15 protein-coding genes are annotated in these 15,259 nt (G+C 60.8%); 3 read left to right on the top strand and 12 right to left on the bottom strand.

Going from position 1 to position 15,259, the window contains the following annotated elements; all coding sequences use genetic code 11:
* Window positions 1-8: 8 nt before the first annotated feature.
* Window positions 9-644: an alpha/beta hydrolase gene (locus HAQ05_RS01625; RefSeq protein WP_190416845.1), complete on the bottom strand. Its 636-nt coding sequence runs from the start codon at window positions 642-644 to the stop codon at window positions 9-11.
* A gap of 148 nt (window positions 645-792) precedes the next feature.
* Between HAQ05_RS01625 and HAQ05_RS01620 the strand changes: the two genes are divergently transcribed.
* Window positions 793-1,230: a ZapG family protein gene (locus tag HAQ05_RS01620; RefSeq protein ID WP_190416844.1), complete on the top strand. Its 438-nt coding sequence runs from the start codon at window positions 793-795 to the stop codon at window positions 1,228-1,230.
* An 89-nt stretch (window positions 1,231-1,319) separates the two neighbouring features.
* Here HAQ05_RS01620 and cysN read toward each other — a convergent pair whose 3' ends face one another.
* From cysN to HAQ05_RS01605, 3 genes are all read right to left on the bottom strand, one after another.
* Entirely contained in the window at window positions 1,320-3,221 is a 1,902-nt protein-coding gene (cysN, locus tag HAQ05_RS01615; RefSeq protein ID WP_190416843.1) for a sulfate adenylyltransferase subunit CysN, read from the bottom strand.
* A gap of 15 nt (window positions 3,222-3,236) precedes the next feature.
* Window positions 3,237-4,154 carry a sulfate adenylyltransferase subunit CysD gene (cysD, locus tag HAQ05_RS01610; RefSeq protein ID WP_190416842.1) on the bottom strand — a complete coding sequence of 306 codons (918 nt, stop codon included), beginning with the start codon at window positions 4,152-4,154 and terminating at the stop codon, window positions 3,237-3,239.
* Between the two features lie 136 nt (window positions 4,155-4,290).
* Window positions 4,291-5,049, bottom strand: a complete 759-nt coding sequence (locus HAQ05_RS01605) for a Nif3-like dinuclear metal center hexameric protein (protein WP_190416841.1) — start codon at window positions 5,047-5,049, stop codon at window positions 4,291-4,293.
* Between the two features lie 195 nt (window positions 5,050-5,244).
* Between HAQ05_RS01605 and algW the strand changes: the two genes are divergently transcribed.
* The gene (algW, locus tag HAQ05_RS01600; protein ID WP_190416840.1) at window positions 5,245-6,405 is read left to right on the top strand and encodes a Do family serine endopeptidase AlgW; all 1,161 of its coding nucleotides are present in this window, start codon (window positions 5,245-5,247) and stop codon (window positions 6,403-6,405) included.
* A 248-nt stretch (window positions 6,406-6,653) separates the two neighbouring features.
* Here algW and HAQ05_RS01595 read toward each other — a convergent pair whose 3' ends face one another.
* Complete coding sequence (locus tag HAQ05_RS01595; RefSeq protein WP_202988027.1) at window positions 6,654-7,880, bottom strand: MFS transporter; 1,227 nt, start codon at window positions 7,878-7,880, stop codon at window positions 6,654-6,656.
* Between the two features lie 115 nt (window positions 7,881-7,995).
* Here HAQ05_RS01595 and HAQ05_RS01590 point away from each other — a divergent pair, with 115 nt between their 5' ends.
* Window positions 7,996-8,976 (top strand): LysR family transcriptional regulator, encoded by a 981-nt coding sequence (locus HAQ05_RS01590; RefSeq protein WP_190416839.1) that lies wholly within the window; start codon window positions 7,996-7,998, stop codon window positions 8,974-8,976.
* Between the two features lie 493 nt (window positions 8,977-9,469).
* Here the strand turns inward: HAQ05_RS01590 and hisC are convergent, their stop codons facing one another.
* The 7 genes from hisC to HAQ05_RS01555 all read right to left on the bottom strand — a co-directional run bounded on the left by hisC (window position 9,470) and on the right by HAQ05_RS01555 (window position 15,249).
* On the bottom strand, window positions 9,470-10,513 hold the full coding sequence (gene hisC / locus HAQ05_RS01585; protein WP_190416838.1) for a histidinol-phosphate transaminase: 1,044 nt from the start codon (window positions 10,511-10,513) through the stop codon (window positions 9,470-9,472).
* A 3-nt stretch (window positions 10,514-10,516) separates the two neighbouring features.
* Window positions 10,517-11,836, bottom strand: coding sequence for a histidinol dehydrogenase (gene hisD, locus HAQ05_RS01580; protein ID WP_190416837.1), 1,320 nt, complete (start codon window positions 11,834-11,836; stop codon window positions 10,517-10,519).
* A gap of 148 nt (window positions 11,837-11,984) precedes the next feature.
* A complete protein-coding gene (gene hisG / locus HAQ05_RS01575) occupies window positions 11,985-12,620 on the bottom strand; it encodes an ATP phosphoribosyltransferase (protein ID WP_190416836.1) in 636 nt (211 codons plus the stop codon).
* A 58-nt stretch (window positions 12,621-12,678) separates the two neighbouring features.
* A complete protein-coding gene (gene murA, locus HAQ05_RS01570; protein WP_190416835.1) occupies window positions 12,679-13,944 on the bottom strand; it encodes a UDP-N-acetylglucosamine 1-carboxyvinyltransferase in 1,266 nt (421 codons plus the stop codon).
* A gap of 22 nt (window positions 13,945-13,966) precedes the next feature.
* Window positions 13,967-14,206, bottom strand: a complete 240-nt coding sequence (locus HAQ05_RS01565; RefSeq protein WP_190416834.1) for a BolA family protein — start codon at window positions 14,204-14,206, stop codon at window positions 13,967-13,969.
* Between the two features lie 102 nt (window positions 14,207-14,308).
* Complete coding sequence (locus HAQ05_RS01560; protein WP_194718458.1) at window positions 14,309-14,608, bottom strand: STAS domain-containing protein; 300 nt, start codon at window positions 14,606-14,608, stop codon at window positions 14,309-14,311.
* Window positions 14,608-15,249 (bottom strand): MlaC/ttg2D family ABC transporter substrate-binding protein, encoded by a 642-nt coding sequence (locus tag HAQ05_RS01555; protein WP_190416832.1) that lies wholly within the window; start codon window positions 15,247-15,249, stop codon window positions 14,608-14,610. The genes HAQ05_RS01560 and HAQ05_RS01555 overlap by 1 nt, the downstream gene beginning before the upstream one ends.
* Between the last annotated feature and the right edge of the window lie 10 nt (window positions 15,250-15,259).

Genomic DNA, 15,259 nt, shown 5'->3' with positions numbered 1-15,259 from the left:
TCTTGTGCTCAGAGGGTCAGGCGGGGCTCGACCAGGGCTTTGAGGTCGGTCAACTTGCCATGAAAGAAGTGGCCGCATTCTGCCACTTTCAGCAGCTCATGGGGGCGTGAAAGCGCTGCCGACCAGGCATAAACCAGGGCGGGGTTTATCACTTCGTCGTTTTCGGGCTGGATCACAGTGATGGGCACCCGCGCCGGCAGCGGGTGCTCGGCGGTCAGCCGCGTGACCGCCGGCGCGCACATGAACAGGTGCGACAGCGGTGCCCCGGCCGCCTCCAGGCGCCCCGCGAGGCTCGCCGCCACGAACCCGCCAAAGGAGAACCCAAGCAGAGTGAGCGGCAAGCCAGGATGCTTGATGCGCAACCAGTTGGCGGCGGCCTGGGCGTCGTCCACTTCGCCGCTGCCCATGTCGTGGCTGCCGGCACTGCTGCCGGTGCCTCGGTAATTGAAACGAAGTGTTACCAAGCCAGCATCCCGGGCGCTGCGCTGCAAGGTCGACACCACTTTGTTCAGCAGGGTGCCGCCTTGTACCGGGTTGGGGTGGCAGAGCAACGCCATGCCACGCGCACCCGGCGCTTCGAGGTAAAGGGCTTCGAGTTGGCCCACCGGGCCGTCGAGCATCAAAGGGGTTTCGCGGATGAGCAAGGATGAACTCCGTGACCCAGGGCCGGGTCGACTCGTCTAGCTGTTGGATTCTGCCTGGCATCTCTGCCAACCTATTTTCCTGCCCGCCGTGTACAGCCCGGGCCTGAGCCGTTAACGTAATGCAAAGCCGTTTATAGAGGAAGGACTCGTGGAACTCTCGCTCTTAGTTTGGTTGCTGCCAACCCTGGCCTTGGTGGTGGGTGTCGCCATCGGCTTGCTCATTGCCCGCCTCGCCCCCCATGCCGTGCCCGGCAGCACGCAGCGGCAACTGGATGACATCCAAGAGAAATTCGACAGTTACCAGCATGAGGTAGTGACCCACTTCAACAGCACGGCGATTCTGGTCACGAAGCTCACCCAAAGCTACCAAGAGGTGCAGGAGCACCTGGCCGACGGCGCTAACCGCCTGGCGACGGACGACCTTACCCGCCAACGCCTGCTGGCCGCCCTGCACCCAGACGCACCGCAAGGCTCGCGCGACCGCCTGACCCCACCCCATAGCGACGAAGCACCGAAGGACTACGCGCCCAAGGGGCCGAACTCGCCTGGCATGCTCGATGAGCAATACGGTTTGAAGCGCAAGTAGGTAAACAGCCTGGCAAACGCCACTGCGTTGCCATGGAATAAGAACGGGGCCCCTTGGGGCCCCGTTCTCGTTTGGCTGCTCTGTTAGCCTTACACCGCCCCACGTTGGCGTAGCAGGTCGAGTACTGCTTTGGCGCCCTCCTCGACGCTCAGCGACTGGGTATCGAGCACCAAGTCTGCGTCGAGTGGCACGTCGTACGGGAAAGAGTCACCCGGCACATTGTCGCCTCCAGCTGCGTACAGCCCTTGTGGGTCGCGCTGGGCGCAAATGGCCGGCGAGGCCTGCACATACACGGTGATCACCCGCTCAGGGCCGATCAGCGCCTTGGCTTGCTCACGGCCTTCGGCATCCGGCGCCACGAAGGCCGCCAGGGTAATCAACCCGGCTTCGTTGAACTGGCGCGCTACATGGGCGGCGCGCCGCCAGTTCTCAGTGCGGCCGGCACGGTCTTGGGCCAGGCCTTTATTCAGGTCGTGGCGCAGGTTCTGCCCGTCGAGCACGTAAACCGCACGGCCCATGTCGAACAGTTTGCGCTCCAGCGCATAAGCCAGGGTGCTTTTGCCCGCGCCGGAAAGGCCGGTGAACAGCACTGTGGCCGGTTGCTGGCCAAAACGCAGGGCACGCTCGGCGCTAGCCACGTGCGCGCCTTTGCCATGGCTGCCCGCCGTACCATGGGGCACCACCGGCGCAGCGATGATCATGCCGGCGCCCACGGTGCCATTGGTCAGCCGGTCGATCACGATGAAGGCACCGGTGGTGCGGTTGCTGTCGTAGCCGTCCAGCGCGATGGCGGCGTCGAGGCTGACTTTGACCCGGCCGATCTCGTTGAGCTTGAGCTGGCTGGCCTGGGCCTGCTGGAGGGTGTTCACGTCCACGGTATGCACAATGCTCGGAATCGAGCCAGGCACATAGCTTGTGGCGCGCTTGATGTCGTATTTTTTGCCCGGCCGCATGGGTTCCTCGGCCATCCACACCATCATGGCCTCGAATTGGTCGGTCACTTGCGGCACGTTATCGGCATGCACCAGCAAGTCGCCACGGGAGATGTCGATTTCATCTTCCATGGTCAGGGTCACAGCCTGGCCGGGGCCTGCGCTTTCCAGCTCGCCCTCGAAGGTGACGATCGACTTGACCCGGCTGTTCTTACCCGAGGGTAGCACTACCACCTCATCGCCCTTGTGCACCACGCCACTGGCCAAGGTGCCGGCAAAACCCCGAAAGTTGAGGTTGGGGCGGTTCACGTATTGCACCGGGAAGCGCAAGTCGGTGAGGTTGCGATCGGCGGCCACTTCCACAGTTTCGAGGATTTCCATCAATGCCGGGCCTTCGTACCACGGCGAGCGCTCGCTGCGGTTGACCACGTTGTCGCCCTTGAGCGCCGACATCGGTACGAAGTGCAAGCTGCTGGGCACCAACTCGATAGCCTCGGCGAACTTCAGGTAGTCGGCCTTGATGGCGTCGAACACGCCCTGGTCGAAGCCGTTGAGGTCCATTTTGTTCACCGCCACCACGATGTGCTTGATGCCTAACAACGAGGCGATGTAGCTGTGCCGGCGGGTCTGGGTTTGCACGCCATAGCGGGCGTCGACCAGGATGATCGCCAGGTCGCACGTGGACGCACCGGTGGCCATGTTGCGAGTGTACTGCTCATGGCCGGGCGTGTCGGCAATGATGAATTTGCGCTTGGCGGTAGAGAAGTAGCGGTAGGCCACGTCGATGGTGATGCCCTGTTCGCGCTCGGCCTGAAGGCCATCTACCAACAGCGCCAGGTCGACATCTTCACCGGTGGTGCCGACTTTTTTCGAATCGCGGGTGATGGCCTCCAGTTGGTCTTCGTAGATCATCTTCGAGTCATGCAGCAAACGCCCGATCAGGGTGCTCTTGCCGTCGTCAACGTTGCCACAGGTAAGAAAGCGCAGCAGCTCTTTACGCTCGTGCTGGGCCAGATAAGCGAGGATGTCTTCGCTGATCAAATCGGATTGGTGCGACATGGTGAAAACCCTGAATTAGAAATAGCCTTGGCGTTTTTTGTCTTCCATCGAGCCTGCGGCGTCATGGTCGATGACCCGACCCTGGCGCTCGGAGGTACGCGTAAGCAGCATTTCCTGGATGATGTCGGTCAGGGTCTGCGCTTCAGACTCCACCGCGCCCGTCAACGGGTAGCAGCCCAATGTGCGGAAACGCACTTTCTTGTGAGTGATTCGCGCTTTCTCTTCGTCCGTGAGGTGCTCGAGGATGCGGTCATCGTCGATCATCAGCAAGGTGCCGTTCTTTTCCAGCACTGGGCGTTCAGCGGCAAAGTACAGCGGCACGATCGGGATGCCTTCGAGGTAGATGTACTGCCAGATATCCAGCTCGGTCCAGTTCGACAGCGGGAACACGCGGATCGACTCACCCTTGTTGACCTTGCCGTTGTAGATGTTCCACAACTCTGGCCGTTGGTTTTTCGGGTCCCAGCGGTGCTTGTTATCGCGGAAGGAATACACGCGCTCCTTGGCGCGGGATTTCTCTTCGTCGCGGCGGGCACCGCCAAAGGCGGCGTCGAAGCCGTATTTATCCAGTGCCTGCTTCAGGCCCTGGGTTTTCATGATATCGGTGTGCTTGGCGCTGCCATGGGTGAACGGGTTGATACCTTGCTCGACCCCGTCGGGGTTGATATGCACCAGCAAGTCCAGGTTCAGGTCCTTGACCATCTGGTCGCGGAACTTGTACATCTCCTGGAACTTCCAGCGCGTATCGACGTGCAGTACCGGGAACGGTAACTTGCCCGGAAAGAACGCCTTGCGCGCCAGATGCAGCATCACGGCCGAATCCTTGCCGATCGAATACAGCATCACAGGGTTGTCGAACTCAGCGGCCACTTCACGAATGATGTGGATGCTTTCCGCCTCCAACTGTTTGAGGTGCGTCAGTTTGTCGACCATGGCTACTCACGGAAAAAGCTTTGCGTTATTAACGGCCAACGGGCCGCGTCGAGCCGGCCACTCTAGCACAGCAACCCCTCGTCGCCAGGTTGCCGGTTATACCAGAACGGAATTTGCATATATCCGTTGGTTTGAGTCAAACCGGGTTGGGGCAGTCAATGAATAGATGTTCGACCGCGAACCGACGCGCCAGGTAATCGCCCAACGCCTGCACACCGTATCGTTCGGTGGCATGGTGGCCGGCAGCGATGAACGCCACGCCATTTTCGCGGGCGCTGTGAAAGGTCTGTTCACTGGCTTCACCGGTCAAATACAGGTCTACGCCCGCGGCGGCTGCCTGGTCGATATAACCTTGGCCGCCGCCGGTACACCAGCCGATGCGCTGGACCAGCCGGTCGGTGTCGACCAGCAGCGGTTCGCGCCCCAGTACCTGGCCCACCCAAGCGGCAAAGGCGCGGGCCCGCATGGGCTCGGCCAATGCCCCGAGCAAGCCGACCACCCGCGGGTTGGCCGGGTCCAGCAGGCCTTCCACTTCGATGTGTAGCTGCCGCGCCAGTTGAACGTTGTTGCCGACTTCAGGGTGCACATCCAGCGGCAGATGGTAGGCCAACAGGCTGATGTCATGCTTGAGCAGCGCCTTGAGCCGGCGCTGTTTCATGCCTGTGATACACGGGTTCTCACCCTTCCAGAAGTACCCATGGTGCACCAGCAACAGGTCGGCCCGGGCCTCGATGGCCGCATCCACCAGCGCTTGGCTTGCGGTCACGCCGGTGACGATGCGCCCTACCTGTGGGCGCCCTTCTACCTGCAGGCCATTGGGGCAGTAATCCTGGATTTTCCCAGCATTGAGGTAACGGTCGGCTTCCTCGACCAGGGTGGCAAGCGAAACAGCCATGAAAGTCTCCTGAAAAGGCAGGCCGACGGACGTAAAGCGCCCGTATAATGCAGCCCATTATGCGGCGTACCGCCCCGGTCTTTGCGCGAAAAGTCATTGAGCCTAGGTACTTTCGTACAAAGCCTGGCGCGTTGTATTGCACGTGCTGCCAACGGCTGAGGCTCGCCGCCCCGCTAACCCCTTCGGAACCCTTCAATGTTCAAGGCATTGCGTTATATCGGCTGGCCACTGCTGACCGGCGTGCTCATCGCGTTGTTGATCATCCTACGCTTTCCTGAATGGGTCGGCCTGCCCAGCCAGGATGTGAACCTGCAACAGGCCCCGCGAACCGCCACGGTGCTGGCTGGCCCGGTTTCGTATGCCGGCGCGGTAGCCGCCGCGGCACCGGCGGTGGCCAACCTGTACACCACCAAACAGGTGAACAAGGCCGCCCACCCGCTGTTCGAAGACCCGCAATTTCGGCGTTTTTTCGGCGACAACATGCCGCGCCAACGGCGCTGGGAGTCTAGCCTGGGTTCGGCGGTGATCATGAGCCCCGAAGGCTACCTGTTGACCAACAACCACGTGACCGCCGGGGCCGAGCAAATCGTGGTGGCACTGAAGGATGGCCGTGAAACCCTTGCCCGGGTGATCGGCAGCGACCCGGAAACGGACCTTGCGGTATTGAAAATCGACCTGAAAAGCCTGCCCGCGATCACCATTGGCAGCTCCGACGGCATTCATATCGGTGACGTTGCCCTGGCCATCGGCAACCCCTTCGGCGTGGGCCAAACGGTGACCATGGGCATTATCAGCGCCACCGGGCGCAACCAGCTGGGCCTGAACACCTACGAAGACTTTATCCAAACCGACGCGGCCATCAACCCAGGCAACTCCGGTGGCGCCCTGGTCGATGCCAATGGAAACCTGACGGGCATCAACACCGCGATTTTTTCCAAGTCCGGCGGCTCCCAGGGCATCGGCTTTGCCATCCCGACCAAGCTGGCACTGGAGGTGATGAAGTCGATCATCGAGCATGGCCAAGTGATCCGCGGCTGGCTCGGCATCGAAGTACAGCCCATGACCCCGGACCTGGCGGAGTCTTTCGGGCTCAAGGACAAACCCGGCATCGTGGTATCGGGGGTGTTCCGCGAAGGCCCGGCGCAAAAAGCCGGCCTGCAACAGGGCGATGTGATCGTAGCGATCAACGGTGAAGCGGCCGCCGACGGTCGCAAGTCGATGAACCAGGTCGCCCGCGCCCACCCAGGTGAACGCATCGGCATCGACATCGTGCGCAACGGCAAGCCGCTGAAGCTCACCGCCGAGGTGGGCCTTCGCCCGCCGCCCGCACCGGTGGCCAACCCTGATGAGAATTGACCGCCGCGCCCCTTGAACATATCCAGCTCAAGCGTGCGGTAAAAATGCGTGAAGCGAAAGGCGATATCTCGTGTGGCGTTTCAGAAGGTCGCACGAGAATCGCCGTGTGAACTGCTCGGGCAAAGCGCCGTGACGGGTCATAGCAGGGCTATGGCAAGGGGCGACGCAGCCCAACAGCCAAGGGAACGCCAAAGTTGTGCAACCAGCTTCTCAAACCCTGAACCATACATACACTTGGCCAGGAAGTTTCAGTGCATCAATCTCCGCCGTCCTGGTATGAAGCCCTGCGTTTTGGCTTGCCAAGCTGCAAGTAGGCCAACCAGTAGTAATGCCAAAAGCACCCAGGGGAAAGAAGCGACACCTGCTGTTACTAGAAGCACTCCGCCAATCACGCCGCTTCCCGCGAATGCAAGATTGAAGACAGTCACCAGCATCGCTTGAGCCACATCGGCACCATTGCCAGCAGCATCTGCCAATGCGGTTTGCAGCAGCGTCGGCGCACCGCCAAAGCTCAAACCCCAAGCCGCGACACCTAAATACACGAGCAGTACGTTAGCCGGTGCACCGCAAATACCGAAGACCAGCGCGACCGAGGCGAATGTACCTAAACCGATCAGCACCAACGCACGCAACCATCTCTCGATAAGTACGCCCACGATCCAGATGCCAATCATGGCGCAAATGCCGAATATCAACAGCAGCACGCCCACATGATCCGCGAGCCCGACCGATGACAGGAACGGCGCAATGTAGGTAAACAGGATGTAGTGCGCCAGAATCCATGCCATGACCACGAATAACACCGAACGTACGCCGGGTGTTTTCAGAACCTCGCGCATTCGAAGATGCTGGTCCCCTGCTTGGCCGGGGTAGTCTGGTACCGCCCCGAATACCCATATCATCAGCATGAGCGTCAATCCGGCCATGAAGCCGAAAACGCAACGCCAGCTAATAAGTGCACCGAGCCATGCACTTAACGGCACACCCAGCGAGAGGGCTAACGGTATTCCGATCATAGCCACCGCCAAGGCTCGACCTTGCAGAGAGGCAACGACCATGCAGCGCGCATAAGTCGCCAACAAACTCCAAGCCAACCCCGTGGCAAGCCCCACCGTGAAACGGGCTACGAGTGTCAACTTATAGCAGGGAGACACGGCGGTTACCGCGTTGCAGACAAAAAATACAACCAGGGCCAGTAACAATACGCGCCGTCTCGGCCAGCTGCGTACGGCTGCGGTCAGAGGAATCGCCGCCACCCCTGAACCAAGGGCACATGCCGTTACGAGCTGCCCCGCCCACGCTTCGGAAATACCGAACCCTTGCGCAATCTCGGGGAGCAAGCCCGCTGGAACGGTTTCGTTGGCCGTGGCGATAAAGCTGGTCATGGTGAGGGCCAATAGGGCCGCCATTGGAAGCCGAGCGGCCGGAGCCGGAGGTGTACCGCCTGCTGTTGCTGCGTAGCCCTGCTTATTCATGCTTTTGCCTGCCCCTCATTGAGGGCCTCCGTAGGTTGCAGGCAGCAACATACCTGGTTAATCTATTTTTGATAATTGATCACGCTATTGAATAACTCTCAAATATAAGTGAAGAATGGCAACTGATCGGCTTGGCGATATGCGTTTATTCGTGGAATCTGCTGCGCTCGGTAGCCTGTCTGCTGCTGGGCGCAAGCTCGGGTTTTCGCCCGCTGCCGCCAGCGCACGGCTATCCAAGCTCGAATCGGCACTGCACACAAAGTTGTTTGATCGAACCACCAGGCAACTACGGCTGACTGAGGAAGGGCGACTGTATTTGCAGCATTGCTGGATCGCGCTACAGGCTATTGACGATGCGGAAGCGGTACTACAGGCCGGGCAAACTGCGGTGCGCGGCAAAGTGCGGATTTCGGCGTCTGCCGACTTCGGTCGCAACCTGCTTAACCAATGGATCGAAGAGTTCAGCGGTGCCCATCCAGAATTAACGATGGCGCTGACATTGACGGACTCACTGTCGAATTTACTGCAGGACGATATCGATATTGCAATACGGTTTGGATTACCGGGGAGTAGTGCCATGGTCGCGCGACGCATGGCGCCCAATTGGCGTGTGTTGTGTGCATCGCCCGCGTATCTGGCACGATACGGCACCCCTCAAACTCCGGCGGATCTCGTCAATCATCGATTCATCGTCCTGGTTACTGCAGCAGGCCCATTGAATGATTTTTACTTTTCTAAGGGAGCGCAGCGCTGGAGCCATACCGTGCCGATGGATCGCGCGTGGGAAACCAATGATGGGGCGCTTGCACGCGCGTGGGCACTAGCCGGCCATGGCATTGCACGCAAAACCATCTGGGATGCTGCTGACGATATTCGTGCTGGCACCCTAAAAGTACTGTTGCCTGATTTCATCATGAGCGAGGTGGGGGTATATGCCATCCTTCACAGGAATCGATACACAATGCCCCGCGTGCGCGTGCTTCTGGATTTTTTAACTGATCGCTTTGGTCGTGCGGCCGATGATCTATTGGGGGACCTTGCCTATTTGCCGGAAGACCGTGATGCATTGGCCGCGTTGACACGACCGGCGGAATGATTTCCCCAGTTCGTCGACGGTGAACCGGAATGCGCCGTGGCGCTAACAGGCGCGGTTCACGCACGCGCTGAAACGCGCTGCAGGTACATGCTCAGGCGCGCGTGCAGTGGACATGCCACGATACCGAATTCACGACTTACCGCGCTCTGTATTGCGCCCCGGCACTTCCTCGATACCACGGACGAAGCCAACCACTGCCGATACGCAGCCCCTTAGGCCTGAACCAGCAAAGCTGGCCGGGACGCCCGCTTGGCCGGGCATCCCATTGCACTGCTGTCCGATTGGCTAGTGGCTGAGCACCCGCGCAGGTGTTGGCTGGCGCGCGCGCTGCCCAGGTCAATAACCCGGCGATTTCCGACCACGGGGTGTGGCAGAAGAACCGGCACCTATGATGTACGCGCCCAACTCACTGATAAATAATACATATTCAGTTTCGGTGCGCACCCGCGAACCGCGGTACCCGGGTCATCGTTGAATAAAACAGGGGGCGTTGCTAAAGCGCGGCGATCAGCGCTTGGTTCTGCTGGGGCGTACCCACCGTGATGCGCAAGAACTGCGCAATTCGGGCCTGCGTGAAGTGCCGCACGATCACACCCTGCTCGCGCAGCCTGGCCGCCAACTGCGCCGCATCCCGCGTGGGGTGGCGGGCAAATACGAAGTTCGCCGCCGAAGGCAGCACCTCGAACCCCTGCTCGCGCAGTTGCGCCACCAATTGTTCACGGCTATCGATAACCGCCTGGCGGGTTTGGTCGAACCAGGCGCGGTCGTTGAATGCGGCGGCGGCACCGGCAATGGCAATCCGGTCGACCGGGTAGGAGTTAAAGCTGTTCTTCACCCGCTCCAGCGCCTCGATCAGCGCCGGGTGGCCCACTGCCAAGCCTACTCGCAGCCCGGCCAGCGACCGCGACTTGGACAGCGTTTGGGTCACCAGCACATTAGGGTAACGGTCAATCAGGGCAATGGCCGTGTCGCCGCCAAAGTCGATGTACGCCTCATCAACGACCACCACCGAGTCTGGGCTCTGTACGACGATGCGCTCCACGGCTTCGAGCGGCAACAAGCAGCCGGTGGGCGCATTGGGGTTGGGGAAGATAATCCCGGCATTGGGCCGGGCATAATCTTCTACGCGGATCTGGAACTGCTCATTCAGTGGTACCGGTTGGTACGCGATGCCATAGAGCCCGCAATATACCGGGTAGAAGCTGTAGCTGATGTCGGGGAACAGTAGCGGTGCATCATGCTGGAACAGGGCGTGAAAAATGTGCGCCAACACCTCATCTGATCCATTGCCGATGAATACCTGTGCGGTGCGCACACCGTAATAATCGGCCACAGCGTGTTTGAGCACGTCACTGTTCGGGTCTGGATACAGGCGTAGGTCGTCGCTGACCTGTGCACGCATGGCCTCCAGCGCAAGGGGTGAGGGCCCATAGGGGTTTTCGTTGGTATTCAGTTTGACCAAGTTATTGATCTTGGGCTGTTCGCCTGGCACGTAAGGCACCAAACGCTGCACCAGGGGGCTCCAGAATTTGCTCATGGCTTACTCCCCCTGTTCCAGGATGCGGAATTCGGCACTGCGGGCATGGGCACTGAGCGATTCGCCACGGGCCAGCACCGAGGCGGTTTTACCCAACTCCGACGCCCCTGCTTCGGAGCAGTAGATGATCGACGAACGTTTCTGGAAGTCGTATACCCCCAGCGGCGAGGAAAACCGCGCGGTGCCCGAGGTGGGCAGGACGTGGTTGGGGCCGGCGCAGTAATCGCCCAACGCTTCACTGGTATGCCGGCCCATGAAGATCGCACCCGCGTGGCGAATACTCGGCAACCATGCCTGCGGGTCCGCCACCGACAGCTCCAAGTGCTCCGGCGCGATACGGTTGGCCACGTCGATGGCTTGGGCCATGTCCCGCACCTTGATCAACGCGCCGCGCCCCTCAAGCGATGTGCGGATGATCGCAGCCCGCTCCATGGTCGGTAACAGTTTATCGATGCTCGCCGCCACACGCTCAAGGAACGCAGCGTCGGGGCTGACCAGGATCGCTTGGGCGTCTTCGTCGTGCTCGGCTTGGGAGAAAAGGTCCATCGCAATCCAGTCCGGGTCGGTGCCACCATCGCATACCACGAGAATTTCCGATGGCCCAGCGATCATGTCGATGCCCACCTGGCCAAACACATGGCGCTTGGCAGTGGCCACATAAATGTTACCCGGGCCCACTACCTTATCGACCTGCGGCACGCTTTCCGTGCCATAGGCCAGGGCAGCCACGGCTTGGGCGCCACCGATGGTGAACACCCGGTCTACACCGGCGATGCAGGCCGCGGCCAACACCAACTCGTTGACCTCACCGCGTGGCGTCGGCACGACCATCACCACTTCGGTGACGCCGGCCACTTTGGCCGGAATGGCATTCATCAATACCGAAGAAGGGTAAGAAGCCTTACCGCCAGGTACGTACAGGCCGGCGCGATCCAGTGGCGTCACCTTTTGCCCCAGTACGGTGCCGTCGGCTTCGGTATAACTCCAGGATTCCTGCTTTTGTTTCTCGTGGTAGCTGCGTACCCGCCGCGCGGCGGTTTCAAGCGCCTCGCGCTGGGCTGGGGTAATGCGCTCGAGCGCCTGCTCCAAGCGCGCACGCGGCAAGATCAGCTCAGCCATGCTGGCAGCCTGCACGCCGTCAAAGCGCTGAGTGAACTCCACCAGGGCCGCATCGCCACGCTCACGCACCGCCTGGATGATATCCAGCACGCGCTGGTTAACCGCCCCGTCGGACACGCTTTCCCAGCTCAGCAGACGGTCCAGATGTCGGGCGAAATCCGCATCAAGGGCATCGAGTCGGCGAATGGCGGTTGGAGCGGTCATGGCTAGCCTCTAGTCTGGCAGTTGCACGGGGAATCTAATCTAACAGGACCACGCGCCCACGGCGGCGAATTTTGCCCGGGGCGCGTAGCCCGGGGCACGCAACCTGGAGGTGCGCGGCCTGCGCGGCGAGTGCCGCACAAGAGAGGGGTTAATCTCGGTGTCGCGCCGCAACCGCAAGGCGCAGCGTGTCGATCAGCGCCTGGATGCGAGCGTGCTGCATTTTCATCGATGCTTTGTTCACCACTAGGCGCGAGCTGATCTCGGCGATCAACTCCTGTGGTTCCAGGCCGTTGGCCCGCAAGGTGTTGCCGGTGTCGACCACGTCGATGATCTTGTCGGCCAGGCCCACCAAGGGTGCCAGCTCCATGGAGCCATAGAGCTTGATGATGTCGACTTGCCGGCCTTGCTCGGCATAGTAACGCTTGGCTACATTCACGAACTTGGTGGCTACCCGCAGACGCCCCTTGGGCTCCGCGGCACCCACCGCGCCCGCAGTCATCAGTTTGCAGCGGGCGATGTTCAAGTCTAGCGGCTCATACAGGCCCTGGCCGCCGTACTCCAGGAGCACGTCCTTACCCGCTACGCCGAGGTCGGCTGCACCATGCTCGACATAGGTCGGCACATCGGTGGCACGCACGATCAGTAGGCGTACATCCTCCTGGGTGGTCGGGATGATCAGCTTGCGGCTCTTTTCCGGATTCTCGGTTGGGACGATACCCGCGGCTGCCAGCAGCGGCAGGGTGTCGTCGAGAATGCGGCCCTTGGACAACGCGATGGTCAGCATGGGAAAAGCGAAACCCTTCTCAATAATGGGCCGGGCGCAGGCCCGGCTTAAACCTGCCTCAGCCCGGAACGCGACGAATCTTCGCACCGAGCATCTGCAGCTTCTCTTCGATGCACTCATAACCACGGTCGATGTGGTAGATGCGATCGATCAGGGTGTCGCCCTCGGCGACCAACGCAGCCAGCACGAGGCTCGCCGACGCGCGCAGGTCGGTGGCCATGACCGGGGCGCCCTTGAGTGCCGCTACACCGGTGACGACGGCAGTGTTGCCTTCGACCAGGATGTGTGCGCCCATGCGCAGCAGCTCGTATACATGCATGAAGCGGTTTTCGAATACTGTTTCTATCACCGCACCGGTACCGTCGGCTACGGTATTCAACGACACGAACTGTGCCTGCATGTCGGTGGGAAACGCCGGGTACGGCGCGGTGCGCAAATTAACCGCGCGCGGGCGCTTGCCCTGCATGTCCAGTTCGATCCAGTCTTCACCGGTGGTGATCTGCGCGCCGGCTTCCTTGAGTTTTTCCAGCACCGCCTCAAGGATGGTCGGGTCGGTGTCCTTGAGTTTGACGCGCCCGCCGGTGATGGCCGCGGCGACCAGATAGGTACCGGTTTCGATACGGTCGGGCATCACTTTGTAGTGCGCCGAGCCCAGGCGTTCGACACCTTCGATGATGATCGTGTCGGTACCGGCGCCTTGGATTTTCGCACCCATCGCGGTGAGGAAATTAGCCAGGTCGACCACTTCGGGTTCGCGCGCGGCGTTCTGCAGCACCGTCCGCCCCCTGGCCAGCGCGGCGGCCATCATAATGTTCTCGGTACCGGTGACGCTGACCACGTCGAAAAAGAAATGCGCGCCACGCAGGCCGCCTTCCGGGGCCTTGGCCTTGATATAGCCACCCTCGACGTCGATTTTCGCACCCATTGCCTCTAGCCCGCGAATGTGCAGGTCGACCGGGCGTGAGCCAATGGCGCAACCGCCTGGCAGGGCCACCTCGGCCTGACCAAAGCGCGCCACCATGGGGCCGAGCACCAGGATCGAGGCACGCATGGTTTTGACCAACTCATAGGGCGCGACCAGCGTCTTGATCGTGCAGGGGTCGATTTCAACTGCCAGTTTTTCGTTGATGACCGGTTCGATACCCATGCGCCCGAACAACTCGATCATCGTGGTGATGTCATGCAGGTGGGGAAGGTTCGAAACGGTCACTGGGCCGTCGGCCAATAGCGTCGCCGCCAGAATCGGCAAGGCAGCGTTCTTCGCCCCGGAGATGCGGATTTCGCCGTTAAGGCGGGCACCGCCGGTAATGATCAGTTTGTCCATAGCACTCTCGTGGTTCCTGGGCTCAGCCGCGCTGTGCCCAGGCGGCGCGGCTGAAGAATTTCATGGTCACCGCGTGGATGCTACCGTCGGCGATCCAGGGGTTGAGGTGAGCGTAAATCTGCTGTTGGCGCTTGACCGGGCTCAAGCTGGCCAATTCGTCACTGATCACGTTCAACTGGAAGTTGCAGCCTTCACCTTCGACTTCAACCTGGACCTGATCGAGCTTTCCTTCAAGAAAGCTTTTCACTTCTGTGGCCTGCATGTTCAACCTCAATCGGCGCCCTGCGCGCACGGGCCGGCCATCATACAAAAAAAGCCCGCCGGCTGCGAACCCTGCGCGCAAGGGGCAGACGCAGGGCCCGCATCACACCGTTTCGAAAAGCTCGACGATGCCGCACACGTCGGCGATTTGTTGAATATCCGTCGGCATCGCCTGCACTTTCAATTGTTTGCCAACCGCTTGCGCATCGCGGGTAAACGCCAGCAGTAGCGAAACCCCCACGCTGCTGGCTTTTTCCACTGCGGAGCAGTCGACCACCACCACCGCCTGCTCACAACTGGCCAGCAATTGCCGGCCCTGTTCGCGCAAGTGGGCGCCGGTACGGTAGTCGAGCACCCCGGCCAGGGCTAGCCCGCTGCCGGTCTTCTCGACGCTGGCGAGCATCACTGGGCATCCTTTTCGGTTTCCTGCTTGGCCTTGGCGACCTCGCCGGCCCAACCGTCAATGGTTTTGTCCAGGTCGTTGTCGTTGCGCTGCATGGCGTCGGCGAACTGGTCGCGGAACAGCTTGCCGAGGTTGATGCCATTGACGGTTACGTTGCGTACCTTCCACTCGCCGTTGATCCGCACGAGCGTGTACGACACCGGATACACCGCCCCGTTGGTCCCCTTGACCTGCATGCTTACGGCGGCGCGGTCGCCGCTTTCGTCCTTGGGCGGGTCAACCGTGATGCCCTGGTTGTTGTACTCCAGCAGCGCCTTACCGTAGAACTCCATCAGGCTGCGCTTGAAGGTGTTCTGGAAGCGCGTCATTTGCTCAGGTGTGGCCTCGCGGGAATACTTTACGGTCATGATGCTGCGGGATATGCCATCGGCATCGACCACCGGGCCCACGATGCGGTTCAAGGCATCGTAAAACGCATTGGGGTTGCTGCGATATTGCTCACGGTTGGCGCTCAGGTCGGCAAGCAACTCGTCTGTGGTTTTCTGCACCACGTCGTGGGCAGTCCCTCCCGGTGCAGCCATCGCCAGCAGCGGCAAGGCCGCCAGCAAGGCTAGAAAGGCACTTCGCAACGTCGACATCATGTGCATCACT

The sequence above is a fragment of the Pseudomonas typographi genome (genome assembly GCF_014694385.1).
Lineage (GTDB): Bacteria > Pseudomonadota > Gammaproteobacteria > Pseudomonadales > Pseudomonadaceae > Aquipseudomonas > Aquipseudomonas typographi.
Note: the sequence above shows the minus strand (reverse complement) of the source record. Positions and strands in the feature narration are given on the sequence as shown.

Bases quoted from the DNA above. Each gene is read 5' to 3' on its own strand.
- HAQ05_RS01555 (WP_190416832.1), bottom strand. From the start codon at position 15,249: ATGATGTCGACGTTGCGAAGTGCCTTTCTAGCCTTGCTGGCGGCCTTG.
- algW (WP_190416840.1), top strand. From the start codon at position 5,245: ATGTTCAAGGCATTGCGTTATATCGGCTGGCCACTGCTGACCGGCGTG.
- hisD (WP_190416837.1), bottom strand. From the start codon at position 11,836: ATGACCGCTCCAACCGCCATTCGCCGACTCGATGCCCTTGATGCGGAT.
- cysN (WP_190416843.1), bottom strand. From the start codon at position 3,221: ATGTCGCACCAATCCGATTTGATCAGCGAAGACATCCTCGCTTATCTG.
- hisC (WP_190416838.1), bottom strand. From the start codon at position 10,513: ATGAGCAAATTCTGGAGCCCCCTGGTGCAGCGTTTGGTGCCTTACGTG.
- murA (WP_190416835.1), bottom strand. From the start codon at position 13,944: ATGGACAAACTGATCATTACCGGCGGTGCCCGCCTTAACGGCGAAATC.
- cysD (WP_190416842.1), bottom strand. From the start codon at position 4,154: ATGGTCGACAAACTGACGCACCTCAAACAGTTGGAGGCGGAAAGCATC.
- HAQ05_RS01595 (WP_202988027.1), bottom strand. From the start codon at position 7,880: ATGAATAAGCAGGGCTACGCAGCAACAGCAGGCGGTACACCTCCGGCT.
- HAQ05_RS01605 (WP_190416841.1), bottom strand. From the start codon at position 5,049: ATGGCTGTTTCGCTTGCCACCCTGGTCGAGGAAGCCGACCGTTACCTC.
- HAQ05_RS01560 (WP_194718458.1), bottom strand. From the start codon at position 14,608: ATGCTCGCCAGCGTCGAGAAGACCGGCAGCGGGCTAGCCCTGGCCGGG.
- HAQ05_RS01590 (WP_190416839.1), top strand. From the start codon at position 7,996: ATGGCAACTGATCGGCTTGGCGATATGCGTTTATTCGTGGAATCTGCT.
- HAQ05_RS01565 (WP_190416834.1), bottom strand. From the start codon at position 14,206: ATGCAGGCCACAGAAGTGAAAAGCTTTCTTGAAGGAAAGCTCGATCAG.
- hisG (WP_190416836.1), bottom strand. From the start codon at position 12,620: ATGCTGACCATCGCGTTGTCCAAGGGCCGCATTCTCGACGACACCCTG.